The organism is Allosphingosinicella indica, from assembly GCF_900177405.1.
GTDB classification, from domain to species: domain Bacteria; phylum Pseudomonadota; class Alphaproteobacteria; order Sphingomonadales; family Sphingomonadaceae; genus Allosphingosinicella; species Allosphingosinicella indica.
The window spans coordinates 1,477,828-1,496,058 of the sequence record NZ_LT840185.1 but is presented as its reverse complement, the minus strand read 5'-3'; the positions used below and the strand labels follow the sequence as shown (position 1 = coordinate 1,496,058).

28 protein-coding genes are annotated in these 18,231 nt (G+C 66.3%); 2 read left to right on the top strand and 26 right to left on the bottom strand.

What is annotated here, in order from left to right; translation table 11 throughout:
* Nucleotides 1-4 precede the first annotated feature (4 nt).
* Both B9N75_RS07430 and B9N75_RS07425 read right to left on the bottom strand, forming a co-directional pair.
* Nucleotides 5-475 (bottom strand): group I truncated hemoglobin, encoded by a 471-nt coding sequence (locus B9N75_RS07430; RefSeq protein WP_085218225.1) that lies wholly within the window; start codon nt 473-475, stop codon nt 5-7.
* A 14-nt stretch (nt 476-489) separates the two neighbouring features.
* On the bottom strand, nt 490-1,320 hold the full coding sequence (locus B9N75_RS07425) for a DUF3034 family protein (protein WP_085218224.1): 831 nt from the start codon (nt 1,318-1,320) through the stop codon (nt 490-492).
* A 176-nt stretch (nt 1,321-1,496) separates the two neighbouring features.
* On the opposite strand from B9N75_RS07425, the gene B9N75_RS07420 reads away from it, so the two are divergent.
* Entirely contained in the window at nt 1,497-2,108 is a 612-nt protein-coding gene (locus B9N75_RS07420) for a cupredoxin domain-containing protein (protein WP_085218223.1), read from the top strand.
* 7 nt (nt 2,109-2,115) lie between these two features.
* A complete protein-coding gene (locus tag B9N75_RS07415; protein WP_244552289.1) occupies nt 2,116-4,455 on the top strand; it encodes a putative bifunctional diguanylate cyclase/phosphodiesterase in 2,340 nt (779 codons plus the stop codon).
* A gap of 6 nt (nt 4,456-4,461) precedes the next feature.
* Here the strand turns inward: B9N75_RS07415 and B9N75_RS07410 are convergent, their stop codons facing one another.
* From B9N75_RS07410 to tuf, 24 genes are all read right to left on the bottom strand, one after another.
* Nucleotides 4,462-5,112, bottom strand: a complete 651-nt coding sequence (locus B9N75_RS07410; RefSeq protein WP_085218221.1) for an adenylate kinase — start codon at nt 5,110-5,112, stop codon at nt 4,462-4,464.
* 33 nt (nt 5,113-5,145) lie between these two features.
* The gene (gene secY, locus B9N75_RS07405; RefSeq protein ID WP_085218220.1) at nt 5,146-6,513 is read right to left on the bottom strand and encodes a preprotein translocase subunit SecY; all 1,368 of its coding nucleotides are present in this window, start codon (nt 6,511-6,513) and stop codon (nt 5,146-5,148) included.
* 155 nt (nt 6,514-6,668) lie between these two features.
* Nucleotides 6,669-7,196 carry a 50S ribosomal protein L15 gene (gene rplO / locus B9N75_RS07400; RefSeq protein ID WP_085218219.1) on the bottom strand — a complete coding sequence of 176 codons (528 nt, stop codon included), beginning with the start codon at nt 7,194-7,196 and terminating at the stop codon, nt 6,669-6,671.
* A 121-nt stretch (nt 7,197-7,317) separates the two neighbouring features.
* Nucleotides 7,318-7,494, bottom strand: coding sequence for a 50S ribosomal protein L30 (rpmD, locus tag B9N75_RS07395; RefSeq protein ID WP_210189339.1), 177 nt, complete (start codon nt 7,492-7,494; stop codon nt 7,318-7,320).
* Between the two features lie 4 nt (nt 7,495-7,498).
* Complete coding sequence (rpsE, locus tag B9N75_RS07390; RefSeq protein WP_085219460.1) at nt 7,499-8,248, bottom strand: 30S ribosomal protein S5; 750 nt, start codon at nt 8,246-8,248, stop codon at nt 7,499-7,501.
* Nucleotides 8,249-8,250: 2 nt separating this feature from the next.
* Nucleotides 8,251-8,604, bottom strand: coding sequence for a 50S ribosomal protein L18 (gene rplR, locus B9N75_RS07385; RefSeq protein WP_085218217.1), 354 nt, complete (start codon nt 8,602-8,604; stop codon nt 8,251-8,253).
* A gap of 1 nt (nt 8,605) precedes the next feature.
* The gene (gene rplF / locus B9N75_RS07380) at nt 8,606-9,139 is read right to left on the bottom strand and encodes a 50S ribosomal protein L6 (protein ID WP_044450108.1); all 534 of its coding nucleotides are present in this window, start codon (nt 9,137-9,139) and stop codon (nt 8,606-8,608) included.
* A 2-nt stretch (nt 9,140-9,141) separates the two neighbouring features.
* Nucleotides 9,142-9,537, bottom strand: a complete 396-nt coding sequence (gene rpsH, locus B9N75_RS07375; RefSeq protein WP_044450109.1) for a 30S ribosomal protein S8 — start codon at nt 9,535-9,537, stop codon at nt 9,142-9,144.
* 12 nt (nt 9,538-9,549) lie between these two features.
* Complete coding sequence (gene rpsN / locus B9N75_RS07370; protein WP_085218216.1) at nt 9,550-9,855, bottom strand: 30S ribosomal protein S14; 306 nt, start codon at nt 9,853-9,855, stop codon at nt 9,550-9,552.
* Nucleotides 9,856-9,894: 39 nt separating this feature from the next.
* Complete coding sequence (gene rplE / locus B9N75_RS07365; protein WP_085218215.1) at nt 9,895-10,473, bottom strand: 50S ribosomal protein L5; 579 nt, start codon at nt 10,471-10,473, stop codon at nt 9,895-9,897.
* Nucleotides 10,466-10,786 (bottom strand): 50S ribosomal protein L24, encoded by a 321-nt coding sequence (gene rplX / locus B9N75_RS07360; RefSeq protein WP_085218214.1) that lies wholly within the window; start codon nt 10,784-10,786, stop codon nt 10,466-10,468. The genes rplE and rplX overlap by 8 nt, the downstream gene beginning before the upstream one ends.
* On the bottom strand, nt 10,787-11,155 hold the full coding sequence (gene rplN / locus B9N75_RS07355; RefSeq protein WP_044450113.1) for a 50S ribosomal protein L14: 369 nt from the start codon (nt 11,153-11,155) through the stop codon (nt 10,787-10,789).
* Between the two features lie 63 nt (nt 11,156-11,218).
* Nucleotides 11,219-11,524: a 30S ribosomal protein S17 gene (gene rpsQ / locus B9N75_RS07350; RefSeq protein ID WP_085218213.1), complete on the bottom strand. Its 306-nt coding sequence runs from the start codon at nt 11,522-11,524 to the stop codon at nt 11,219-11,221.
* A gap of 13 nt (nt 11,525-11,537) precedes the next feature.
* Nucleotides 11,538-11,750 (bottom strand): 50S ribosomal protein L29, encoded by a 213-nt coding sequence (gene rpmC / locus B9N75_RS07345; protein WP_072046929.1) that lies wholly within the window; start codon nt 11,748-11,750, stop codon nt 11,538-11,540.
* A gap of 3 nt (nt 11,751-11,753) precedes the next feature.
* Nucleotides 11,754-12,185 carry a 50S ribosomal protein L16 gene (gene rplP / locus B9N75_RS07340; RefSeq protein WP_085218212.1) on the bottom strand — a complete coding sequence of 144 codons (432 nt, stop codon included), beginning with the start codon at nt 12,183-12,185 and terminating at the stop codon, nt 11,754-11,756.
* Nucleotides 12,186-12,197: 12 nt separating this feature from the next.
* On the bottom strand, nt 12,198-12,905 hold the full coding sequence (gene rpsC / locus B9N75_RS07335; protein WP_085218211.1) for a 30S ribosomal protein S3: 708 nt from the start codon (nt 12,903-12,905) through the stop codon (nt 12,198-12,200).
* Nucleotides 12,905-13,282: a 50S ribosomal protein L22 gene (rplV, locus tag B9N75_RS07330; RefSeq protein WP_085218210.1), complete on the bottom strand. Its 378-nt coding sequence runs from the start codon at nt 13,280-13,282 to the stop codon at nt 12,905-12,907. Before rplV ends, rpsC begins: the two co-directional genes overlap by 1 nt.
* A complete protein-coding gene (gene rpsS, locus B9N75_RS07325; RefSeq protein WP_072046933.1) occupies nt 13,282-13,557 on the bottom strand; it encodes a 30S ribosomal protein S19 in 276 nt (91 codons plus the stop codon). The genes rplV and rpsS overlap by 1 nt, the downstream gene beginning before the upstream one ends.
* Before the next feature lie 3 nt (nt 13,558-13,560).
* Complete coding sequence (gene rplB / locus B9N75_RS07320) at nt 13,561-14,397, bottom strand: 50S ribosomal protein L2 (protein WP_085218209.1); 837 nt, start codon at nt 14,395-14,397, stop codon at nt 13,561-13,563.
* A gap of 12 nt (nt 14,398-14,409) precedes the next feature.
* The gene (locus tag B9N75_RS07315) at nt 14,410-14,730 is read right to left on the bottom strand and encodes a 50S ribosomal protein L23 (protein WP_085218208.1); all 321 of its coding nucleotides are present in this window, start codon (nt 14,728-14,730) and stop codon (nt 14,410-14,412) included.
* Entirely contained in the window at nt 14,723-15,352 is a 630-nt protein-coding gene (gene rplD, locus B9N75_RS07310) for a 50S ribosomal protein L4 (protein ID WP_085218207.1), read from the bottom strand. The genes B9N75_RS07315 and rplD overlap by 8 nt, the downstream gene beginning before the upstream one ends.
* A 3-nt stretch (nt 15,353-15,355) precedes the next feature.
* The gene (rplC, locus tag B9N75_RS07305; protein ID WP_085218206.1) at nt 15,356-16,264 is read right to left on the bottom strand and encodes a 50S ribosomal protein L3; all 909 of its coding nucleotides are present in this window, start codon (nt 16,262-16,264) and stop codon (nt 15,356-15,358) included.
* Between the two features lie 304 nt (nt 16,265-16,568).
* Nucleotides 16,569-16,880 (bottom strand): 30S ribosomal protein S10, encoded by a 312-nt coding sequence (gene rpsJ, locus B9N75_RS07300; RefSeq protein WP_044450118.1) that lies wholly within the window; start codon nt 16,878-16,880, stop codon nt 16,569-16,571.
* Nucleotides 16,881-17,026: 146 nt separating this feature from the next.
* The gene (tuf, locus tag B9N75_RS07295; protein ID WP_085218205.1) at nt 17,027-18,217 is read right to left on the bottom strand and encodes an elongation factor Tu; all 1,191 of its coding nucleotides are present in this window, start codon (nt 18,215-18,217) and stop codon (nt 17,027-17,029) included.
* Between the last annotated feature and the right edge of the window lie 14 nt (nt 18,218-18,231).

Here is an 18,231-nt window from a genome sequence, read left to right as displayed (position 1 = left end):
CCGATCAGCGCTCGACGACGTCGCGCTTCATCGGCGCGAGCTTGGCGAGGAAGCGATTCTGCGCGCGGAACGGCACGCCTTCCTTGGTCATCGCCTTCTGGAGATTGTCGACCAGCGCGTTCATGTCCGCCGTTTGCGTGCCCATATCCTTGTGGGCGGAGCGCATGTCGCGGCCGGTATAGGCGCAGCCCCCGCCGAGGATGTAGCAGAATTGCTCGCGCAGCGTCCGGTTGAGGCGGACGATATCCTGGCCCTTGAAAATGTCGCTGATGCGCGGATCACTGGTGTTGAGGCCGACGAAGGTGGTGACGATCCGGTCGATGCCCTCCCTGCCGTTGAACGCGCGGAACATCGCATCGCCGGCAAAGGGCGCGGCGCCGGCATTGGCATCGCTGATCTCGTACGGATCGACTGGCTCTTCGCCCGGATGGACGGCGGGCGTGGCAGCGGCGAGCAGGAATGCGGTGAGGATCATGGCCGGATGTTCCGTCAGAAAGCGGTTTGCAAGGAGAGATAGGCGCCCTGCTGCCCGCGGAATGTCGCGATGCTGCCGAGATCGACATAAGCGGCGGTGAGCGTGACGTTGCGGTGGAGCTGCCAGGCGGCGAACAGATCGAAGCTGTCCTGCTCCTTCGCGAAGCCGAGGTTGTCGGGCTTGGTGCGCACCTCCGCGCCGACCAGCAGACGGCGCGTGACGAGCGTGCCGACCGAGCCTTCGAATTGCAGGCTGTGCCCCGACTTGCGATCGCCGCCGAAGCCGAGCAGCCCGAACTGATTGGCCTTGGTGAGCCGCGCGGTGCCGTTCACCACGAGGCTCTGGCCGAGCAGCACCTTGGTGGCGGCGACGTAGAAATCGGTGCCGGTTCGGTTGCGGCCGCCGACCGCGGCGATCACCGCGCCCTCGTCCGCGCGCTTGTGCTGGATGCCGAGCGAGATTTGCGGAAGCACGCGATCCTGATCGTAGACGGCATCACCAACGACGCGCAGCTTGGCGCCGAACACGTCCTGACCGAAGGTGAAGCCGCGGCCGAGGCCGAGCGCGGCGCCCGCGTCGCGCGTGTCGAAGCTCTGCCGCGCCCATGACAGCTCGACCCGGTCGAACAGGCCGATCTTGGCACCGAAGGTGGTGAGCGAGAAATCGTCGGTGACGACATAAGTGCCATGCGCGCCGCCGCCGATGCCGGCGTCCGTCGCGTGCCCGCCGATCACCGCCCAGCTCGCGAGCCCGCCGCCTGCCGCACCCTCAACCGAAGTCGCGGCGTCGGTCAGCAGCAGCTTGCCGCCCCAGCGCAGATCCTGCGCCGCAGCCGGTCCAGCCATGCAAGCGATTGAAAGACCAATCGAAATACCCACGATCCGGCGCAAATTCCGGGTCCTCGTTCCGTCAAAAATCGGCCTCAAACCTAGCCCGCCATGGTTATCGGCAAGTTAAAGCCGAAACGGATATCCGAAATGGATTTAACCGAATGTTGGGGTTCGCGCGCCATAGTCCGGTTATGAAAAGGACCGTATTCGCCCTCGCCGCCGCGGCAGCGATCACTGCGCCTGCGCAGGCCGGCACGCTGGAGATCAGCGTGCGCGACACCGCGGGCAAGCCGCTGCGCGATGCCGTCGTCACCGTCCACGCGCCGGGCCGCACGCCTGCCGCCGCGCGCTTCCCCTGGCCGGCGCAGGTCACGCAGCAGGACATCCAGTTCAATCCGTTCGTGCTGGTCGTGCCGGTCGGCGCGGAGGTCTCCTTCCCCAACAAGGACAAGGTGCGCCATCACGTCTATTCCTTCTCCAAGCCCAAGAAGTTCGAGCTCAAGCTCTACGGCCGCGAGGACGCGCGCACGGTGAAGTTCGACAAGGCCGGAGCCGTGGCGCTGGGCTGCAACATCCATGACGGGATGACCGGCTTCGTGAAGGTGGTCGACACGCCCTGGGCGGCGAAGACCGACGAGCGCGGCGTCGCCCGCGTCGCCGGCCTGCCCGCCGGTCAGGCGTCGGTGGCGGTCTGGCATCCCTATGCGCGGCTGAAGAACAACGAATCGGTGCTCGCCGTGTCGCTGCCACCTTCGGGCAATGTCGCGCGGTCGATCAGCCTGCCGATCGTGCCGCCGCGCTGACATGCCGATGCGGCTGCCGCACTTTCGACGGATACGGACGCGGCTGGCGGTTCTCTACGCCGGCCTGTTCGCGCTCGTACTGTTCGTCATCGCGCTGATGGCGCAGGTGATGATCCTCGAAAATGCCAAGACCTCGGTGCGCAGCGAGCTGACGACCAGCGGCAGCGTCTATGATCGCATATGGGCGCTGCGCAGCCGGGCGCTGTCCGACTCCGCCGACGTGCTGGCGCGCGACTTCGGTTTTCGCGGCGCCATCGCCTCCAACGACGTGCCGACCATCGAATCCGCGCTAGAGAATCTGCGCAGCCGCGCGCGGGTGAGCACTGCGTTCATCGTCATGCAGGACGGCGCGGTGATCGGCGAAGGCGATGCCGCGCTGAAGGACGGCATCTCCGAAATCCCCTACACTTTGCCCGGTGGCCGCGGCAGCGGCATCACCGCGATCGGCGACGAAGCCTATCGAATCATCGTCGCACCCGTGCTGGCGCCGGTCGAGATCGGCTGGGTGGTGTTCGCCGTGCATCTCGACGCCGCCGAGATGCGGACGCTCGAGAAACTCTCCGCCATCCCGCTCACCGCCAGCGTCCTCCACCGCGATGCCGGCGGCGCGTGGCGCGGCACGGGCGCCGCGCCGGATACCGCTATGCTCCAGCTCGCCCAGCAGGCGCTCAGCACCCGGAGCGCGCAGCCGCGCGAGATCGACACCGGCGAGGGGTCGGCGATCGCGCTGGCGAAGCCGCTGCCGGCGATTGCCGAGGGCGAGGCTTCGGTGCTGCTGCTCCGCTATCCGCTGGCGCGCGCTATGGCCTCCTTCCGGCCGCTGCAGCTCGGCGTGCTCGTCACCGGCCTCCTCGGGCTGCTTATCGTCATCGCAGGGAGCCTCAGGCTGGCGGCGAGTATCTCGCGCCCGATCGCCCAGCTCGACGATGCCGCCAAGCGGCTCGAAACCGGGGACCGTATCCAGGTGCCCGTGACGGGGCAGGACGAGATCGGCCGCCTCGCCGAAAGCTTCAACGCGATGTCGCGCGGGATCTTCGAGCGCGAGGACCGCATCGCGCACATGGCGTTCAACGACAGCCTCACCGGGCTTCCCAATCGCGTCTTCTTCCGGGAGCAGCTCGACCGGCGCCTGCGCCGCGCCGCGACGGGCGACGGCTTCGCGATCCTCTGCCTCGATCTCGACGGGTTCAAGGACATCAACGACACGATGGGCCACCCGTTCGGAGACCGGGTGCTCTGCTCGGTCGGCGCGCTGCTCGCTGAAACCGCGCCAGAGGCCTTCGTCGCACGGCTGGGCGGGGACGAGTTCGCGCTCATCCTGCCCGAAGGCAGCGACGGAGAGGCCGCCCGCGCGCTGGGCCAGAAGCTGGTCGAGCGGATGCTGCGCCCGGTCGACGTCGGCGATCAGCAGGTGCTGGTCGGCACCAGCGTCGGCATCGCGCTGGCGCCGCAGGACGGCGATTGCGCCGATGAGCTCATCAAGAATGCCGATCTTGCGCTCTATCGCGCCAAGCATGACGGGCGCGGCGCCTATCGCTTCTTCGAGCCCGATCTCGATGCCCAGGCGCAGGCGCGCCGCCAGCTCGAGATCGATCTGCGCGAGGCGCTGGCCGAGGGCCAGTTCCACCTCCACTTCCAGCCGATCTACGCCGCGAGCGGCGATCGCATCGTCTGCTTCGAGACGCTGCTACGCTGGAACCACCCGGTCCGCGGCGCGGTCGGCCCCGACGTCTTCATCCCGGTGGCGGAAGAATGCGGGCTGATCGGACGGATGGGCGAGTGGGTGCTCAACGAAGCCTGCCGCCATGCGCGCGCCTGGGATCCGGCGATCCGCATCGCGGTCAATGTTTCGGCGCGCCAGTTCCGCAACCCCGGCCTCAACGCCTCGATCCTGCAGGCATTGGCCAACAGCGGCATCGATCCCAAGCGGCTGGAGATCGAGATCACCGAATCGATCTTCCTCGACGACGGCGGCGACACGATCGCGATGCTGCACAGCCTGCGCGCGCTGGGCGTCCGCATCGCGCTCGACGATTTCGGCACCGGCTATTCGTCGCTGAGCTATTTGCGCAGCTTCCCCTTTGACAAGATCAAGATCGACAAGAGCTTCGTGAACGACATCTCGCGCGCTGCCGATGCCGAGGCGATCGTCCATGCGATCCTGCAGCTCGCCACGGCGCTCGGCATGGAGACGACCGCCGAGGGGGTGGAGACGCAGGAGCAGCTCGACAAGCTGAGGAGCCACGGCTGCGACAGCATCCAGGGTTATCTGATGAGCCGGCCGATCTCCGCGGCCGAGGCAGGGCGGCTGGCCGACACCGTCGCCGCCGCGGCACGCGCCGCCTGACGGCGCTCAGCGCCCGTCGAGAATCGCCTCGATCGCGCGGGTCACTTCGGGCATCGGCGCCATCCCGTCGACGCGGCGGACGAGGCCGGTCGCTTCGAAATGCGGCAGGATCGGCGCGGTCTTGGCGCGATATTCGACGAGGCGGTTGCGTACCGTCTCCTCATTGTCGTCGGGGCGGCGCTTGAACGCGGTCGATCCGCAGACGTCGCACACGCCTTCCACCTTCGGCTGCTTGTAGCGGTCGTGATAGCCTTCGCCGCAGCTGGCGCAGGAGAAGCGGCCGGTGATGCGGTCGACCAGCGCTTCCTCGTCCACCACGAGTTCGATGACATGATCGAGTTTCATGCCCTTCTCGGCGAGCAGCCGGTCCAGCGATTCCGCCTGCGCGGCGGTCCGCGGATAGCCGTCGAGAATGAACCCCTTGGCGACGTCGGGCTGGTCGAGCCGCTCGGAGAGGATGCCGGTGACGATCTCGTCCGAGACCAGCCCGCCCGCGTCCATCACCGCCTTGGCGCGCAGCCCGGTCTCGGAGCGGGCGGCGACGGCGGCGCGCAGCATGTCGCCGGTCGACAGCTGCACCATGCCCCGGTCCTTCTCCAGCAGGCTCGCTTGCGTCCCCTTGCCCGCGCCCGGCGGCCCCAGAAGGATGATGTTCATCGGATTGCTGCGCTCCCCTGTCGCCGCCGGCCTTTACCGCGGTCGGCCGCCCTTCAGCTTCGCCTTCTTGATGAGATCGCCATATTGATGGGCGATGAGGTGGCTCTGGATCTGCGTCACCGTATCCATCGTCACGTTGACGACGATGAGGAGGCTGGTGCCGCCGAGATAGAAGGGGATGCCAGCGCGCGCGATCAGGAACTCCGGCACCAGACAGATCAGCGTCAGATAGGCGGCGCCGACCACGGTGATGCGGGTGAGTACGTAATCGAGATATTCCTCAGTACGCTTGCCGGGGCGGATGCCCGGGATGAAGCCGCCATGCTTCTTGAGATTGTCCGCGGTCTCTTCCGGATTGAAGACGACCGCGGTGTAGAAGAAGCAGAAGAAGATGATCCCCGCCGCATAGAGCGCCATGTAAAGCGGCGCGCCGTGCTGGAGCGCGGTGGTGACGGTGATCAAGAGATCGCCGCCGGTGCTTTCGCCCTGCACACGATTGCCGGCGAATTGCGCGATCGTCAGCGGCATAAGCAGCAGCGACGAGGCGAAAATCGGCGGGATGACGCCGGCGGTGTTGATCTTGAGCGGCAGGTGCGAACGCTCCGGCTGCATCGCGCCGCGCGCCGTCTGGCGCTTGGGATATTGGATCAGGACACGCCGCTGCGCGCGCTCCATGAAGCAGATGCCGGCGATCAGCGCGAGCGCGAGCGCGATGACGCCGATGATCAGCACCGGCGAGAGCGTGCCGGTGCGGCCGCCCTCGAACACCTGGCCGAGCGCGCGCGGAAGCTGCGCGACGATGCCCGCCATGATGATGAGGCTGATGCCGTTGCCGATGCCGCGGCTGGTGATCTGCTCGCCCAGCCACATCAGGAACATGGTGCCGCCGACCAGATTGATGACGGTGGTGATGCGGAACAGCAGGCCCGGATCGATCACCGCCGACTGGCCCTGCGCCGCGCCCCAGCCTTCGAGGCCGACGGCGATGAACCAGCCTTGCACCGCGCACAGGAAGACCGTGCCGATGCGAGTGTACTGGTTGATCTTCTTGCGCCCCGCTTCGCCCTCTTTCTTGAGCTGCGCGAGGGTGGGCGACATGGTGGTGGCGAGCTGCACCACGATCGACGCGGTGATGTAGGGCATGACGCCGAGCGCGATGAGGCTCATGCGCTCCAGGCTGCCGCCCGAGAAGGTGTTGAAGAAATCGAGGACGGTGCCCTGCGTCGTCTGGAACAGCGCACCCAGCGCGCGCGGATCGATGCCGGGCAGCGGGATGAAGCTCAGCAGGCGGAAGACGATCAGCGCGCCGAGCGTGAACCACAGGCGCTTCTTGAGCTCGGTCGCCTTGGCGAAATTCGCCAGGCTGATGTTGGCGGCCATGTTCTGGGCTGCGGATGCCATATGTCTATCGATCCTGGGAAACGGCCTTGATGGTCAGATCATCGACCCGGCTGCGGGTCAAGAAACGAAAGGGCGGCGGAGGTCCGTGAAGTCCCGCCGCCGCCCCATATAATGTTCCCTCGGCGCTTGTCAGCCTCCGAGACGGCTAAATGGCTTTACGCCTTCGCGGCGGCGGCCTTCTTGACGCTGCCCTTCTTGGCAGCCGCCTTTTCGGACGCCGGAACGACCTCGATCACCTCGACCGAGCCGCCCGCCTTCTCGATCGCCTCGCGCGCGCCCTTCGACAGGCCGGCGACCTTGAAGCTGAGCTTGGCCGAATAATCGCCCTTGCCGAGCAGGCGGACGCCGTCCTTGCCACCGCGCGCCACGCCCGCGGCCTTCAGCGCCGCATGGTCGATGGTGCCCTTGGCGTCGAGCTTCTTGGCGTCGACCAGCTTCTGGATCGTGCCGAGGTTCACCTCGGCATAATCCTTGGCGAAGATGTTGTTGAAGCCGCGCTTCGGCAGCCGCATGTGGAGCGGCATCTGGCCGCCCTCGAAGCCCTTGATCGAGACGCCCGAGCGGCTCTTCTGGCCCTTCTGGCCGCGGCCGGCGGTCTTGCCGAGGCCGGAACCGATGCCGCGGCCGACGCGGACGCGGCTCTTGCGGGCACCGGGATTGTCGCGGATTTCGTTCAGTTTCATGTCTTGCACTCGCTGTAGTTCACCCTCGCAAAAGCGAGGGCCCAGTTTCGCTGTGGGCCAACCCTGCCGCGCGCTTAGGCAGGGTGGATCCCCGCTTGCGCGGGGATGACACGTGGAAGGCTCAGCCCTCCACGTTCACCATATGCTGCACCTTGCGGATCATGCCGCGCACCTCGGGGGTGTCGTCGAGCTCGACCGTGCGGTGCATCTTGTTGAGGCCGAGGCCGACCAGCGTCTTGCGCTGATCCGGCGAGCGGCGGATCGGGGAACCCGTCTGGGTGATCTTGAGCTTCGCCACGTTCTTACTCCGTAACCGCTTCCGCTTCGGCCTGAGCCTCGGCGCCCGACAGGCCATCGCGGCGGCCCATCAGATCGGCGATCTTCTTGCCGCGGCGCTGCGCCACCGACTTCGGGCTCGCCTGATCCGTCAGCGCCTCGAAGGTCGCGCGGATCATATTGTAGGGGTTGGACGTGCCGACCGACTTGGTGACCACGTCCGCGACGCCCAGGCTCTCGAACACGGCGCGCATCGGTCCGCCGGCGATGATGCCGGTGCCGGCCGGAGCCGAACGGACGTAGACGCGGCCGGCGCCGAAATGGCCCATGCCGTCGTGGTGGAGAGTGCGGCCCTCGCGCAGCGGCACGCGGACCATCGCCTTCTTCGCGGCGGCGGTCGCCTTGTTGATCGCCTCGGGAACCTCGCGGGCCTTGCCGTGGCCGAAGCCGGCGCGACCCTTGGCGTCGCCGACGACGACCAGCGCGGCGAAGCCGAAGCGCTTGCCGCCCTTCACGGTCTTGGAGACGCGGTTGATGTGGACCAGCTTCTCGACCAGCTCCTCGCCGCCGTCCTCGTCGCCGCCACGGCCGCCACGGCGATCGTCGCGACGGCCACGGCCGCCACGGCCACCGTCACGGCCACCGCCCCCACCACGTCCGCCGCGGGGACCGCGATCGCGGCGCCCCTCGGTCTGCGGCTGCGCTGCAGGCTGCTCGGCGGTGGCCGGAGCCTCCGCTGCGCCGGCGTCCTGCGCCTGGGTGTTTTCGTCAGCCATCATCAGAACTCCAGGCCGCCTTCGCGGGCGGCATCGGCGAGCGCCTTGACGCGCCCATGGAACAGGAAGCCCCCGCGATCGAACACGACGCGGGTGACGCCGGCCTTCTTGGCCTTCTCGGCGACGCGCTTGCCGACTTCGGCGGCAGCGGCGGACGTCGCGCCGCCCTTGCCCTTGACGTCCTTGTCGATCGTCGAGGCGGAGGCGACGGTGCGGCCCTGCGCATCGTCGATCACCTGGGCGTAGATGTGCCGGCCCGAGCGGTGGACGCTGAGCCGCGGGCGATCGCCGCCGCGTGCGCGGAGCGAGGTGCGGACGCGCTGGCGCCGCCGGTCGAAGAGGGAGAGCTTTGCCATCTTACTTCTTCTTCCCTTCCTTGCGGAAGATATACTCGCCGCGATACTTGATGCCCTTGCCCTTATAGGGCTCCGGCTTCCTCCAGCGGCGGATCTCGGCGGCGAGCTGGCCGACCTTCTGCTTGTCGGTGCCCGTGATCTCGACCGTGGTCTGATCCGGCGTCTTCACCTCGAGCCCGTCCGGCACCGCGACGTTGACGTCGTGGCTGTAGCCGAGCTGCAGGCGCAGGTTCTTGCCCTGCGCAGCGGCACGATAGCCGACGCCGGTGATCTCCAGAACCTTGGTGAAACCGTCGGTCACGCCGGTCACCAGATTCTGCACCAGCGTGCGGTGCATGCCCCAGAAGGAGCGCGCGCGCTTGGTATCGTTCGCCGGTTTGACGACGATGCGGCCGTCTTCGATGCCATAGCTGATGTCGTCGATCATCGGCATCGACAGGGTGCCCTTCGGACCCTTCACCGACAGCGTCGAACCTTCGGTCGTCGCGGTGACGTTGCCAGGCAGCGCGACCGGCACTTTTCCAATGCGGCTCATGATCAGAATACCTCCGCCAGCACCTCGCCGCCGACGTTCTGGTCGCGCGCTTCCGCGTCGGACAGAACGCCACGAGGCGTCGAGACGATGGTGATGCCAAGGCCGTTGCGGACGCGCGGCAGCTCCTGCGCGCCCGAATAGACGCGGCGGCCGGGCTTCGACACGCGCGCCAGGTGGTGGATCGCCGGCTGGCCCTCGAAATACTTCAGCTCGATGCGAAGACCGGCATGGGCGCCGAGCGCCTCTTCCGAATAGCCACGGATGTAGCCTTCGCGCTGGAGAACATCGAGGACACGCGCGCGCAGCTTGGACGCGGGGGAAACCACGCTGTCCTTGCGGGCCCGCTGGCCGTTGCGGATACGGGTGAGCAGGTCACCCAGGGGATCGGTCATCGCCATCTCAGATAGCCCTTACCAGCTCGACTTCGTGACGCCGGGGATCAGGCCCTTGTTGGCCAGATCGCGCAGCGAAACGCGCGAAAGACGGAATTTGCGATAATAGGCACGCGGACGGCCGGTCATCTCGCAACGGTTGCGCACCCGGGTGGGGTTCGCGTTGCGCGGAATTTCCGCCATCTTCAGGCGCGCCATCAGGCGCTCCGTATCGTCCTTGGACTCGTCGTCCGCGATCGCCTTGAGCTTCGCATATTGGCCGGCGTACTTCTTCACCAGCTTCTTGCGACGCTCATTCTTGTTGATCGAACTCAGTTTCGCCATGACTTAAGTTCTCTTCCTTCTGTCACGAAGCAGGACGGCTTAGGCCGCCTGCTTCTGATCCTCTTGGGCCGGGAACGGGAAGTTGAAGAGGCGCAGCAGCTCGCGCGCTTCCTCGTCCGTCTTCGCCGTGGTGGCCACGATGATGTCCATGCCGCGCACCTTCTCGATGCGATCGTAGTTGATCTCCGGGAACACGATCTGCTCCTTGAGACCCATGGCGTAATTGCCGCGGCCGTCGAACGACTTCGGGTTCAGGCCGCGGAAATCGCGAACGCGCGGCAGCGCGATCGTGACCAGGCGGTCCAGGAACTCGTACATCCGCTCGCGGCGCATCGTCACCTTGACGCCGATCGGCATGCCTTCGCGCAGCTTGAACTGCGCGATCGAGACGCGGGCCTTGGTGATGACCGGCTTCTGGCCGGCGATCAGCTCCATTTCGGCAGCCGCGGTGTCGACCTTCTTCTTGTCCTGGGTCGCCTCGCCGACGCCCATGTTGAGGACGATCTTGTCGAGCTTCGGAACCTCGAAACGGTTCTTGTACCCGAACTTCGCGATCATCGCCGGGACGATGCGCTCGTCATAATCCTTGCGAAGACGCGGGGTGTATTTGTCAGCCATTGATAAGCTCCCCGGACTTGGCGGCCACGCGGACCTTCTTGCCGTCGCGGACCTCGAAGCGGACGCGCGTCGCCTTGCCGGTCTTCGGATCCTCGATCGCGACCTTCGACACGTGCATCGGCGCCTCGACACGCTCCAGGCCGCCCTGCGGGTTGGCCTGGCTCGGCTTGCGATGGCGCGTCGCGACGTTGACGCCGGACACGATCACCTTGCCCTCCTTGGGCATCGACTTGGTGACTTCGCCGTGCTTGCCCTTGTCCTTGCCGGACAGGATCACGACGCGATCGCCCTTCTTGATCTTGAGCGCGGACATTTACAGCACCTCCGGCGCAAGGCTGATGATCTTCATATGCTTCTTCGCGCGCAGCTCGCGCACGACCGGGCCGAAGATGCGCGTGCCGATCGGCTCCGCATTGTTGTTCACCAGGACGGCGGCGTTCGAATCGAACCGGATGGTCGAACCGTCGGCGCGGTGGATGTCCTTGGCGGTGCGGACGATCACGGCCTTGTGCACGTCGCCCTTCTTCACGCGGCCGCGCGGGGCCGCTTCCTTGACGGAGACGACGATGATGTCGCCCACGCCCGCGAAGCGGCGCTTGGAGCCGCCCAGCACCTTGATGCACTGAACGCGCTTGGCCCCCGAATTGTCGGCAACCTCAAGGTTTGACTGCATCTGGATCATCGATCCATTCCTTCTCTCACTTCAACCGGAACCGGTCCGGCGATCAGCTACAAACGATTGCGGTCAGGCTTCCGCCTGGGCCTCTTCCTTCTTCGCCTTGGACTTGGCGGCGGGCTTGGTCGGCGTCGCATGGGTGTCGACGCGGCCCGTGACCTTCCAGGTCTTCAGCTTGGAGATCGGCGCGGTCTCTTCGATCCGCACGGTTTCCCCGGACTTGTACTCATTGCCCTCGTCATGGGCATGATATTTCTTCGAACGCCGGATGATCTTGCCGTACATCGCGTGCTTCACGCGACGCTCGACCTTCACCACGACGGTCTTGTCGGTCTTGTCGGAGACCACCGTTCCCGTCAGCACGCGCTTCGGCATCGTGCGGTCCTCCTTACTTGCCCGACGCCGCGGCCTTGTCGGCGCGCTGCGTCTGCAGGGTCTTGATACGCGCGATGGTGCGACGCACCTCGCGCACGCGGCTCGGCTTTTCGAGCTGGTTGGTCGCGGCCTGGAAGCGCAGGTTGAACTGCTCGCGCTTCAGATCGACGAGCTGCTGCTGCAGTTGATCGTCGGTCTGGACCTTGAGATCGTCGGTCTTCGCCATGGATCAGGCCTCCTCGAACAGCGATTCGCCGAGGCGGGCAACCACCTTGGTCTTGATCGGCAGCTTCTCCGCGGCGCGCTCGAAAGCGGCCTTGGCGAGCGGGCCGGGGACACCGTCCAGCTCGAACAGGACCCGGCCGGGTTTGACGCGGGCGGCCCAGAATTCCGGCGCGCCCTTGCCCTTGCCCATGCGGACTTCGGCCGGCTTCGACGAGACGGGCACGTCCGGGAAGATGCGGATCCACAAACGCCCCTGGCGCTTGATGTGACGCGTGATCGCGCGGCGGGCCGCCTCGATCTGGCGCGCGGTGATCCGGTCCGGCTCCATAGCCTTGAGGCCGAAGGAACCGAAGTTCAGCGCGGTCCCGCCCTTGGCGTTGCCATGGATGCGGCCCTTGAAGGCCTTGCGGAACTTGGTGCGTTTGGGTTGCAGCATGATCAGTCGTCCTTAGCGACGGTCGTCGCGGGCCGGGCGGACGCCCGAGGTCTGCGCTTCCATCATCAGGCGGTCCTGGGCGAGCGGATCGTGACCCAGGATCTCACCCTTGAAGATCCACACCTTGACGCCGCACACGCCGTAAGCGGTGTGCGCCTGCGCCTCGGCATAATCGACGTTGCCGCGCAGCGTGTGGAGCGGCACGCGGCCTTCGCGATACCATTCGGTACGCGCGATCTCGGCGCCGCCGAGACGGCCCGAGCAGGTGATGCGAATGCCCTCGGCGCCGAGACGCAGCGCCGACTGCACCGCGCGCTTCATGGCGCGGCGGAAGGCGATGCGGCGCTCGAGCTGATCGGCGACACCCTGCGCGACGAGCTTGGCGTCGATCTCGGGCTTGCGGATCTCGACGATGTTCAGCGACACGTCGCTGGACGTCATCTCGCCGAGCTTCTTGCGCAGCTTCTCGATGTCCGCGCCCTTCTTGCCGATGATCACGCCGGGGCGCGCGGCATAGATGGAGATGCGGCACAGCTTGGCCGGACGCTCGATCACCACCTTGGAGATCGCCGCCTGCGGCAGCGCCTTCATGACATGCTCGCGGATCTTCAGATCCTCGAGCAGCAGGCGGCCGTAATCGGCGCCGTCGGCGTACCAGCGGCTGTCCCAGGTGCGATTGATCTGGAGGCGGAGCCCGATCGGATTGCTCTTCTGACCCATTATGCTTCTTCCTGCTCGCGCACCACGATGCGCACGCGGCTGAACGGCTTGACGATGCGGGTGGAACGGCCGCGGGCGCGCGTCGCGAAACGCTTCATCGACAGGCTCTTGCCCACCGAAGCCTCGGCGACGACCAGCGCGTCGACGTCCAGATTGTGGTTGTTCTCCGCATTGGCGATCGCTGAGGCGAGCACCTTGCGGACGTCCACCGCCATCGCCTTGGGCGAGAACGAGAGGATGTTGAGCGCGTCCTCGGCCTTCTTGCCGCGGATCAGCGCGGCGACCAGGTTGAGCTTCTGCGCCGAACCGCGGATCGTGGTGCCGACCGCGAGCGCTTCCTTGTCGCCCACCTTGCGCGGTGCTGCCTGCTTGGACATCAGCGCTTGCCCTTCTTGTCCGCGGCGTGGCCCGGGAAGAAGCGGGTCGGCGCGAACTCGCCGAGCTTCATACCGACCATGTCCTCGTTGACCGACACCGGCACGAACTTGCGGCCGTTGTAGACGTTGAACGTGAGGCCCACGAACTGCGGCAGGATCGTCGAACGGCGCGACCAGGTCTTGATCGGCGCGCGGCCTCCGGCATCCTGCGCCGCTTCCGCCTTCTTCAGCAGCGACAGCTCGACGAACGGGCCTTTCCAGATGGAACGGGCCATGGCTTACCTCTTCTTCTTCGCGTGGCGGCTGCGGATGATCATCTTGTCCGTCGCCTTGTTGTTGCGGGTGCGCGCACCCTTCGTCGGCTTGCCCCACGGGGTGACCGGATGACGGCCGCCCGAGGTACGGCCTTCACCACCGCCGTGGGGGTGATCGACCGGGTTCTTGGCGACGCCGCGGGTCAGCGGGCGCTTGCCCATCCAGCGCGTGCGGCCCGCCTTGCCGAAATTCTGGTTCTGGTTGTCGGGGTTCGAGACCGCGCCGACCGTCGCCATGCAATCGCTGCGGATGTAGCGCTGCTCGCCCGAGTTGAGGCGGACGATGACCATGCCGCGATCGCGGCCGACGACCTGCACATAGGTGCCGGCCGAACGCGCGATCTGGCCGCCCTTGCCCGGCTTCATCTCCACATTGTGGACGATGGTGCCGACCGGCATCGAGCCCAGCTCCATCGCATTGCCCGGCTTCACGTCGGTCTTCTTGCCGGCGACGATGGTGTCGCCCGCGGCCAGACGCTGCGGCGCGATGATATAGGCCTGCTCGCCGTCCTCATACTTCACCAGCGCGATGAAGGCGGTGCGATTGGGGTCATATTCCAGCCGCTCGACGGTCGCCGGGGCGTCCCACTTGCGGCGCTTGAAATCGATATAGCGATAGCGCTGCTTGTGGCCGCCGGCGATGCCACGCGATGTGACATGGCCCTTGTTGTTGCGGCCGCCGGTCTTGCGCTTGCCTTCGGTCAGCGCCTTGACGGGCTTGCCCTTCCACAGCGCCGACTTGTCGACCAGCACGAGCCCGCGCTGCGACGAAGTCGTCGGGTTGTAAGTCTTGAGTGCCATCTTGCCCTAGCCTCAGATACCGGTGGTGACGTCGATCGACTGGCCGTCGGCCAGCGTCACAACCGCCTTCTTGACGCTGGAGCGCGTGTAGGCACGGCCCTTCCAGCGCTTCGTCTTGCCCTTCTGGACCATCGTGTTGACGCCCGTCACGGTGACGTTGAACAGCGCCTCGACGGCGGCCTTGATCTCCGGCTTGGACGCAGTGTTCGCGACGCGGAACACGACGGCATTCTGTTCGGACAGCAGGGTCGACTTCTCGGTGATGTGCGGCGCGAGCACGACGTCGTAGTGCGCGACGTCCACCTGAGCCGTCTTTGCGGGCTTTTTAGCCATTGAAACGGGCCTCCAGCTTCTCGACCGCGGCGCGGGTCAGGACCAGCGTCTCGTGGGCGAGGATGTCGTAGACGTTGGCGCCGACCGCCGGGAGAAGGTTGATCTCCCGAAGGTTGGACGACGCACGGGCGAAAGCGACGTTGAGCGCGTCGCCGTCAATGACGAGAGCGTTCTTGCCGAAGCCGAGCTTGCCGAGCTGCTCCTTGAGCGTCTTGGTCTTGCCGCCATCGACGTCAAGATTGTCCATCACGATCAGCTTGCCGTCCTTGGCCTTCGACGACAGCGCCATCTTGAGGCCGAGCGCGCGGACCTTCTTGTTCAGCGACGGATTGAAGTCGCGAACGCGCGGCCCATGCGCCTTGCCGCCGCCGATGAAGATCGGGGCGCGGCGATCGCCGTGACGGGCGGTGCCGCCGCCCTTCTGGCGACCGAACTTCTTGCCGGTGCGGGCGACATCGCTGCGCTCGCGGGCACCGCGCGCGGTGCCGCGGCGCTTCTCGAGCTGCCAGGTGACGACGCGGTGCAGGATGTCGGCGCGCGGATCGAGGCCGAAGACCTCGTCGTTGAGCTCGATATCGCCGCCCGCCTTGGCGCCGTCGAGGGTCTGAACCTTGACCTTCATGGCTTAGCCTTCCTTGCTCTCGTCGGCGGCCGGGGCATCGCCCTCGGAGCCCTTGTCCCCAGCGGCCACGTCGTCGGCGGCGGGCGCGTCGGCCGCACCTTCCTCGACCACGCCGGCTTCCTGCTCGGCGGCGATCGCGGCGACTTCATCGTCGCCCGGAAGCGCCGGAATCTCGTGAACCGCGGCCTCGTCGACCATGCCGGCCATCGGCGTCTCTTCCAGATCCGCCTTCTTCAGCAGTTCCTTGAGGCCGGCGGGATAGGGCGCGTCCTCGGGACGGGCGACCTTCACCGAATCCTTGACAATCAGCCAGCCGCCCTTCGAGCCGGGCACCGAGCCCTTCACGAAGATGAGGCCGCGCGCGATGTCGGTCAGCACGACTTCGAGGTTCTGCTGGGTGCGGTTGCGCGCGCCCATGTGGCCGGCCATCTTCTTGTTCTTGAAGACGCGGCCCGGATCCTGGCGATTGCCGGTCGAACCGTGCGAACGGTGCGAGACCGAGACGCCGTGGGTGGCGCGCAGACCGCCGAAGCCCCAACGCTTCATGGCGCCCGCGAAGCCCTTACCCTGGGTCACGCCCTGGATATCGACCATCTGGCCGGCGATGAAATGGTTGGCGGCGATTTCCGCGCCGACGTCGAGGAGCGCATCCTCGGCGACGCGAAATTCGACGACGCGCGCCTTGGGCTCGACCTCGGCCTTGCCGAAATGGCCGCGCTGCGGCTTCGAAAGATTCTTCGCCTTGGCCGAGCCGGCGCCGAGCTGAACGGCCGTATAGCCGTCGCGATCGGCTTCGCGGCGCGCCACGACCTGGACGTTGTCGAGCTGCAGGACGGTGACGGGCACATGGCGTCCGTCTTCCTGGAACAGGCGGGTCATCCCCATTTTCTTCGCGATCACGCCAGTGCGCATGATCCATACTCCCTATACAGAGGCCCCCGAGACCCTGATGGCTTCGGGGGCGTGGTGGGCGCCCGTCAAAGTACTACTTTGACGGGACCCTTGACCCTTGAAAACAATGCGTACCCGCCTGGGCCAAAGCTTCACCACGAGGGCGAAACGGCGGGGACGCAGACCCGGGCAAGCCCGGCGGTATCCCTTGTCTCGTCAGGAGGGCCGAAGCCTTCCTCTTTCGTCATGCCTGCGAAGGCTGGCATCCATACGGTCTTGCGAGACCCGATGGACCCGGCCTCGGCCGGGCGACGATGCCGGCCTCTTAGGCCAGCTTGATCTCTACGTCGACGCCGGCGGCGAGATCGAGCTTCATCAGCGCGTCGACCGTCTGCGGCGTGGGCTGCACGATGTCGAGCAGCCGCTTGTACGTCCTCACCTCGAACTGCTCGCGCGACTTCTTGTCGATGTGCGGCGAACGGTTGACGGTGAACTTCTCGATGCGCGTCGGGAGGGGAATGGGACCGCGGATGAGAGCACCCGTGCGACGCGCCGTATCGGCAATGTCGCCGGTGGCCTGATCGAGCACACGATGATCGAACGCCTTCAGGCGAATGCGGATATTCTGCGTTTCCATGTCCACTACCGATGCGAAAGAGCCAGCCCCGCGGGGCAAACCAAAACCGGCCTTCTCCGGACCCTTGCGGCCCCGGATCGGCCTTCAATATCACTCAAAAGGCGAGCCGCCCGAATCTCCCGATCCGGGCGGCTGGAGGCCCTATATTACTTCGTGATCGTGCCGACAACCCCTGCGCCGACCGTGCGGCCGCCTTCGCGGATAGCGAAGCGCAGGCCCTGGTCCATGGCGATCGGAGCGATCAGCTTCACGCCGAGGGTGACGTTGTCGCCCGGCATGACCATCTCGGTGCCTTCCGGCAGAACCACTTCGCCCGTCACGTCGGTCGTGCGGAAGTAGAACTGCGGACGGTAGTTGGCGAAGAACGGCGTGTGACGGCCGCCTTCGTCCTTCGAGAGGACATAGACTTCCGCCGAGAAGTCGGTGTGCGGCGTGATCGAGCCCGGCTTGGCCAGAACCTGGCCGCGCTCGACTTCCTCACGGCCGACGCCGCGGATCAGCGCGCCGATGTTGTCGCCGGCCTGGCCCTGATCGAGCAGCTTGCGGAACATCTCGACGCCGGTGACGGTCGTCTTCTTGGTGTCCTTGATGCCGACGATCTCGACTTCCTCGCCGACCTTGACGATGCCGGTCTCGACGCGGCCGGTGACGACCGTGCCGCGGCCCGAGATCGAGAACACGTCCTCGATCGGCATCAGGAACGGCTTGTCCAGCGGACGCTCCGGCTGCGGAATGTAGCTGTCGACAGCCTTCATCAGCTCCAGGATGGCGTCATGGCCGATCTTGCGGTCGCTGTCCTCGAGCGCGGCGAGAGCCGAACCCTTGATGACGGGGATGTCGTCGCCCGGGAAGTCGTAGGACGACAGCAGCTCGCGGATTTCGAGCTCGACGAGCTCGAGGAGCTCCTCGTCGTCGACCTGGTCGACCTTGTTCATGAACACGACGAGCGCCGGAACACCGACCTGACGGGCGAGCAGGATGTGCTCGCGGGTCTGCGGCATGGGGCCGTCGGCCGCCGACACCACCAGGATGCCGCCGTCCATCTGCGCCGCGCCGGTGATCATGTTCTTCACATAATCGGCGTGGCCCGGGCAATCGACGTGCGCATAGTGGCGATCGCTCGTCTCATACTCGACGTGCGCCGTCGAGATGGTGATGCCGCGCTCGCGCTCTTCCGGCGCCTTGTCGATATTGTCGTAGCTGGTGAAGGTCGCGCCGCCGGTTTCGGCCAGCACCTTCGTGATCGCCGCGGTCAGCGAGGTCTTGCCGTGATCGACGTGACCGATCGTGCCGATGTTGCAGTGCGGCTTCGTCCGCTCAAATTTAGCTTTCGCCATTGTAACCTACCCTC

Coding starts and splice junctions, on each gene's coding strand:
- rplP (WP_085218212.1), bottom strand. CDS start 12,185: ATGCTGCAACCCAAACGCACCAAGTTCCGCAAGGCCTTCAAGGGCCGC.
- rplB (WP_085218209.1), bottom strand. CDS start 14,397: ATGGCACTCAAGACTTACAACCCGACGACTTCGTCGCAGCGCGGGCTC.
- rplE (WP_085218215.1), bottom strand. CDS start 10,473: ATGGCTGACAAATACACCCCGCGTCTTCGCAAGGATTATGACGAGCGC.
- rplX (WP_085218214.1), bottom strand. CDS start 10,786: ATGTCCGCGCTCAAGATCAAGAAGGGCGATCGCGTCGTGATCCTGTCC.
- B9N75_RS07315 (WP_085218208.1), bottom strand. CDS start 14,730: ATGGCTAAAAAGCCCGCAAAGACGGCTCAGGTGGACGTCGCGCACTAC.
- rplR (WP_085218217.1), bottom strand. CDS start 8,604: ATGGCAAAGCTCTCCCTCTTCGACCGGCGGCGCCAGCGCGTCCGCACC.
- B9N75_RS07425 (WP_085218224.1), bottom strand. CDS start 1,320: ATGGCTGGACCGGCTGCGGCGCAGGATCTGCGCTGGGGCGGCAAGCTG.
- B9N75_RS07430 (WP_085218225.1), bottom strand. CDS start 475: ATGATCCTCACCGCATTCCTGCTCGCCGCTGCCACGCCCGCCGTCCAT.
- rpmC (WP_072046929.1), bottom strand. CDS start 11,750: ATGGCGAAGACCGACGATCTCAAGGTCCAGACCGACGATCAACTGCAG.
- B9N75_RS07410 (WP_085218221.1), bottom strand. CDS start 5,112: ATGAACATCATCCTTCTGGGGCCGCCGGGCGCGGGCAAGGGGACGCAA.
- rpsQ (WP_085218213.1), bottom strand. CDS start 11,524: ATGCCGAAGCGCGTGCTGACGGGAACGGTGGTCTCCGACAAGACCGAC.
- B9N75_RS07420 (WP_085218223.1), top strand. CDS start 1,497: ATGAAAAGGACCGTATTCGCCCTCGCCGCCGCGGCAGCGATCACTGCG.
- rpsC (WP_085218211.1), bottom strand. CDS start 12,905: ATGGGTCAGAAGAGCAATCCGATCGGGCTCCGCCTCCAGATCAATCGC.
- rpsJ (WP_044450118.1), bottom strand. CDS start 16,880: ATGGAAACGCAGAATATCCGCATTCGCCTGAAGGCGTTCGATCATCGT.
- rplN (WP_044450113.1), bottom strand. CDS start 11,155: ATGATCCAGATGCAGTCAAACCTTGAGGTTGCCGACAATTCGGGGGCC.
- B9N75_RS07415 (WP_244552289.1), top strand. CDS start 2,116: ATGCGGCTGCCGCACTTTCGACGGATACGGACGCGGCTGGCGGTTCTC.
- rpsH (WP_044450109.1), bottom strand. CDS start 9,537: ATGGCGATGACCGATCCCCTGGGTGACCTGCTCACCCGTATCCGCAAC.
- rplD (WP_085218207.1), bottom strand. CDS start 15,352: ATGAAGGTCAAGGTTCAGACCCTCGACGGCGCCAAGGCGGGCGGCGAT.
- secY (WP_085218220.1), bottom strand. CDS start 6,513: ATGGCATCCGCAGCCCAGAACATGGCCGCCAACATCAGCCTGGCGAAT.
- rpsN (WP_085218216.1), bottom strand. CDS start 9,855: ATGGCGAAACTGAGTTCGATCAACAAGAATGAGCGTCGCAAGAAGCTG.
- rplC (WP_085218206.1), bottom strand. CDS start 16,264: ATGCGCACTGGCGTGATCGCGAAGAAAATGGGGATGACCCGCCTGTTC.
- rplV (WP_085218210.1), bottom strand. CDS start 13,282: ATGTCCAAGCAGGCAGCACCGCGCAAGGTGGGCGACAAGGAAGCGCTC.
- rpsE (WP_085219460.1), bottom strand. CDS start 8,248: ATGGCTGACGAAAACACCCAGGCGCAGGACGCCGGCGCAGCGGAGGCT.
- tuf (WP_085218205.1), bottom strand. CDS start 18,217: ATGGCGAAAGCTAAATTTGAGCGGACGAAGCCGCACTGCAACATCGGC.
- rplF (WP_044450108.1), bottom strand. CDS start 9,139: ATGAGCCGCATTGGAAAAGTGCCGGTCGCGCTGCCTGGCAACGTCACC.
- rplO (WP_085218219.1), bottom strand. CDS start 7,196: ATGAAACTGAACGAAATCCGCGACAATCCCGGTGCCCGCAAGAGCCGC.
- rpsS (WP_072046933.1), bottom strand. CDS start 13,557: ATGGCCCGTTCCATCTGGAAAGGCCCGTTCGTCGAGCTGTCGCTGCTG.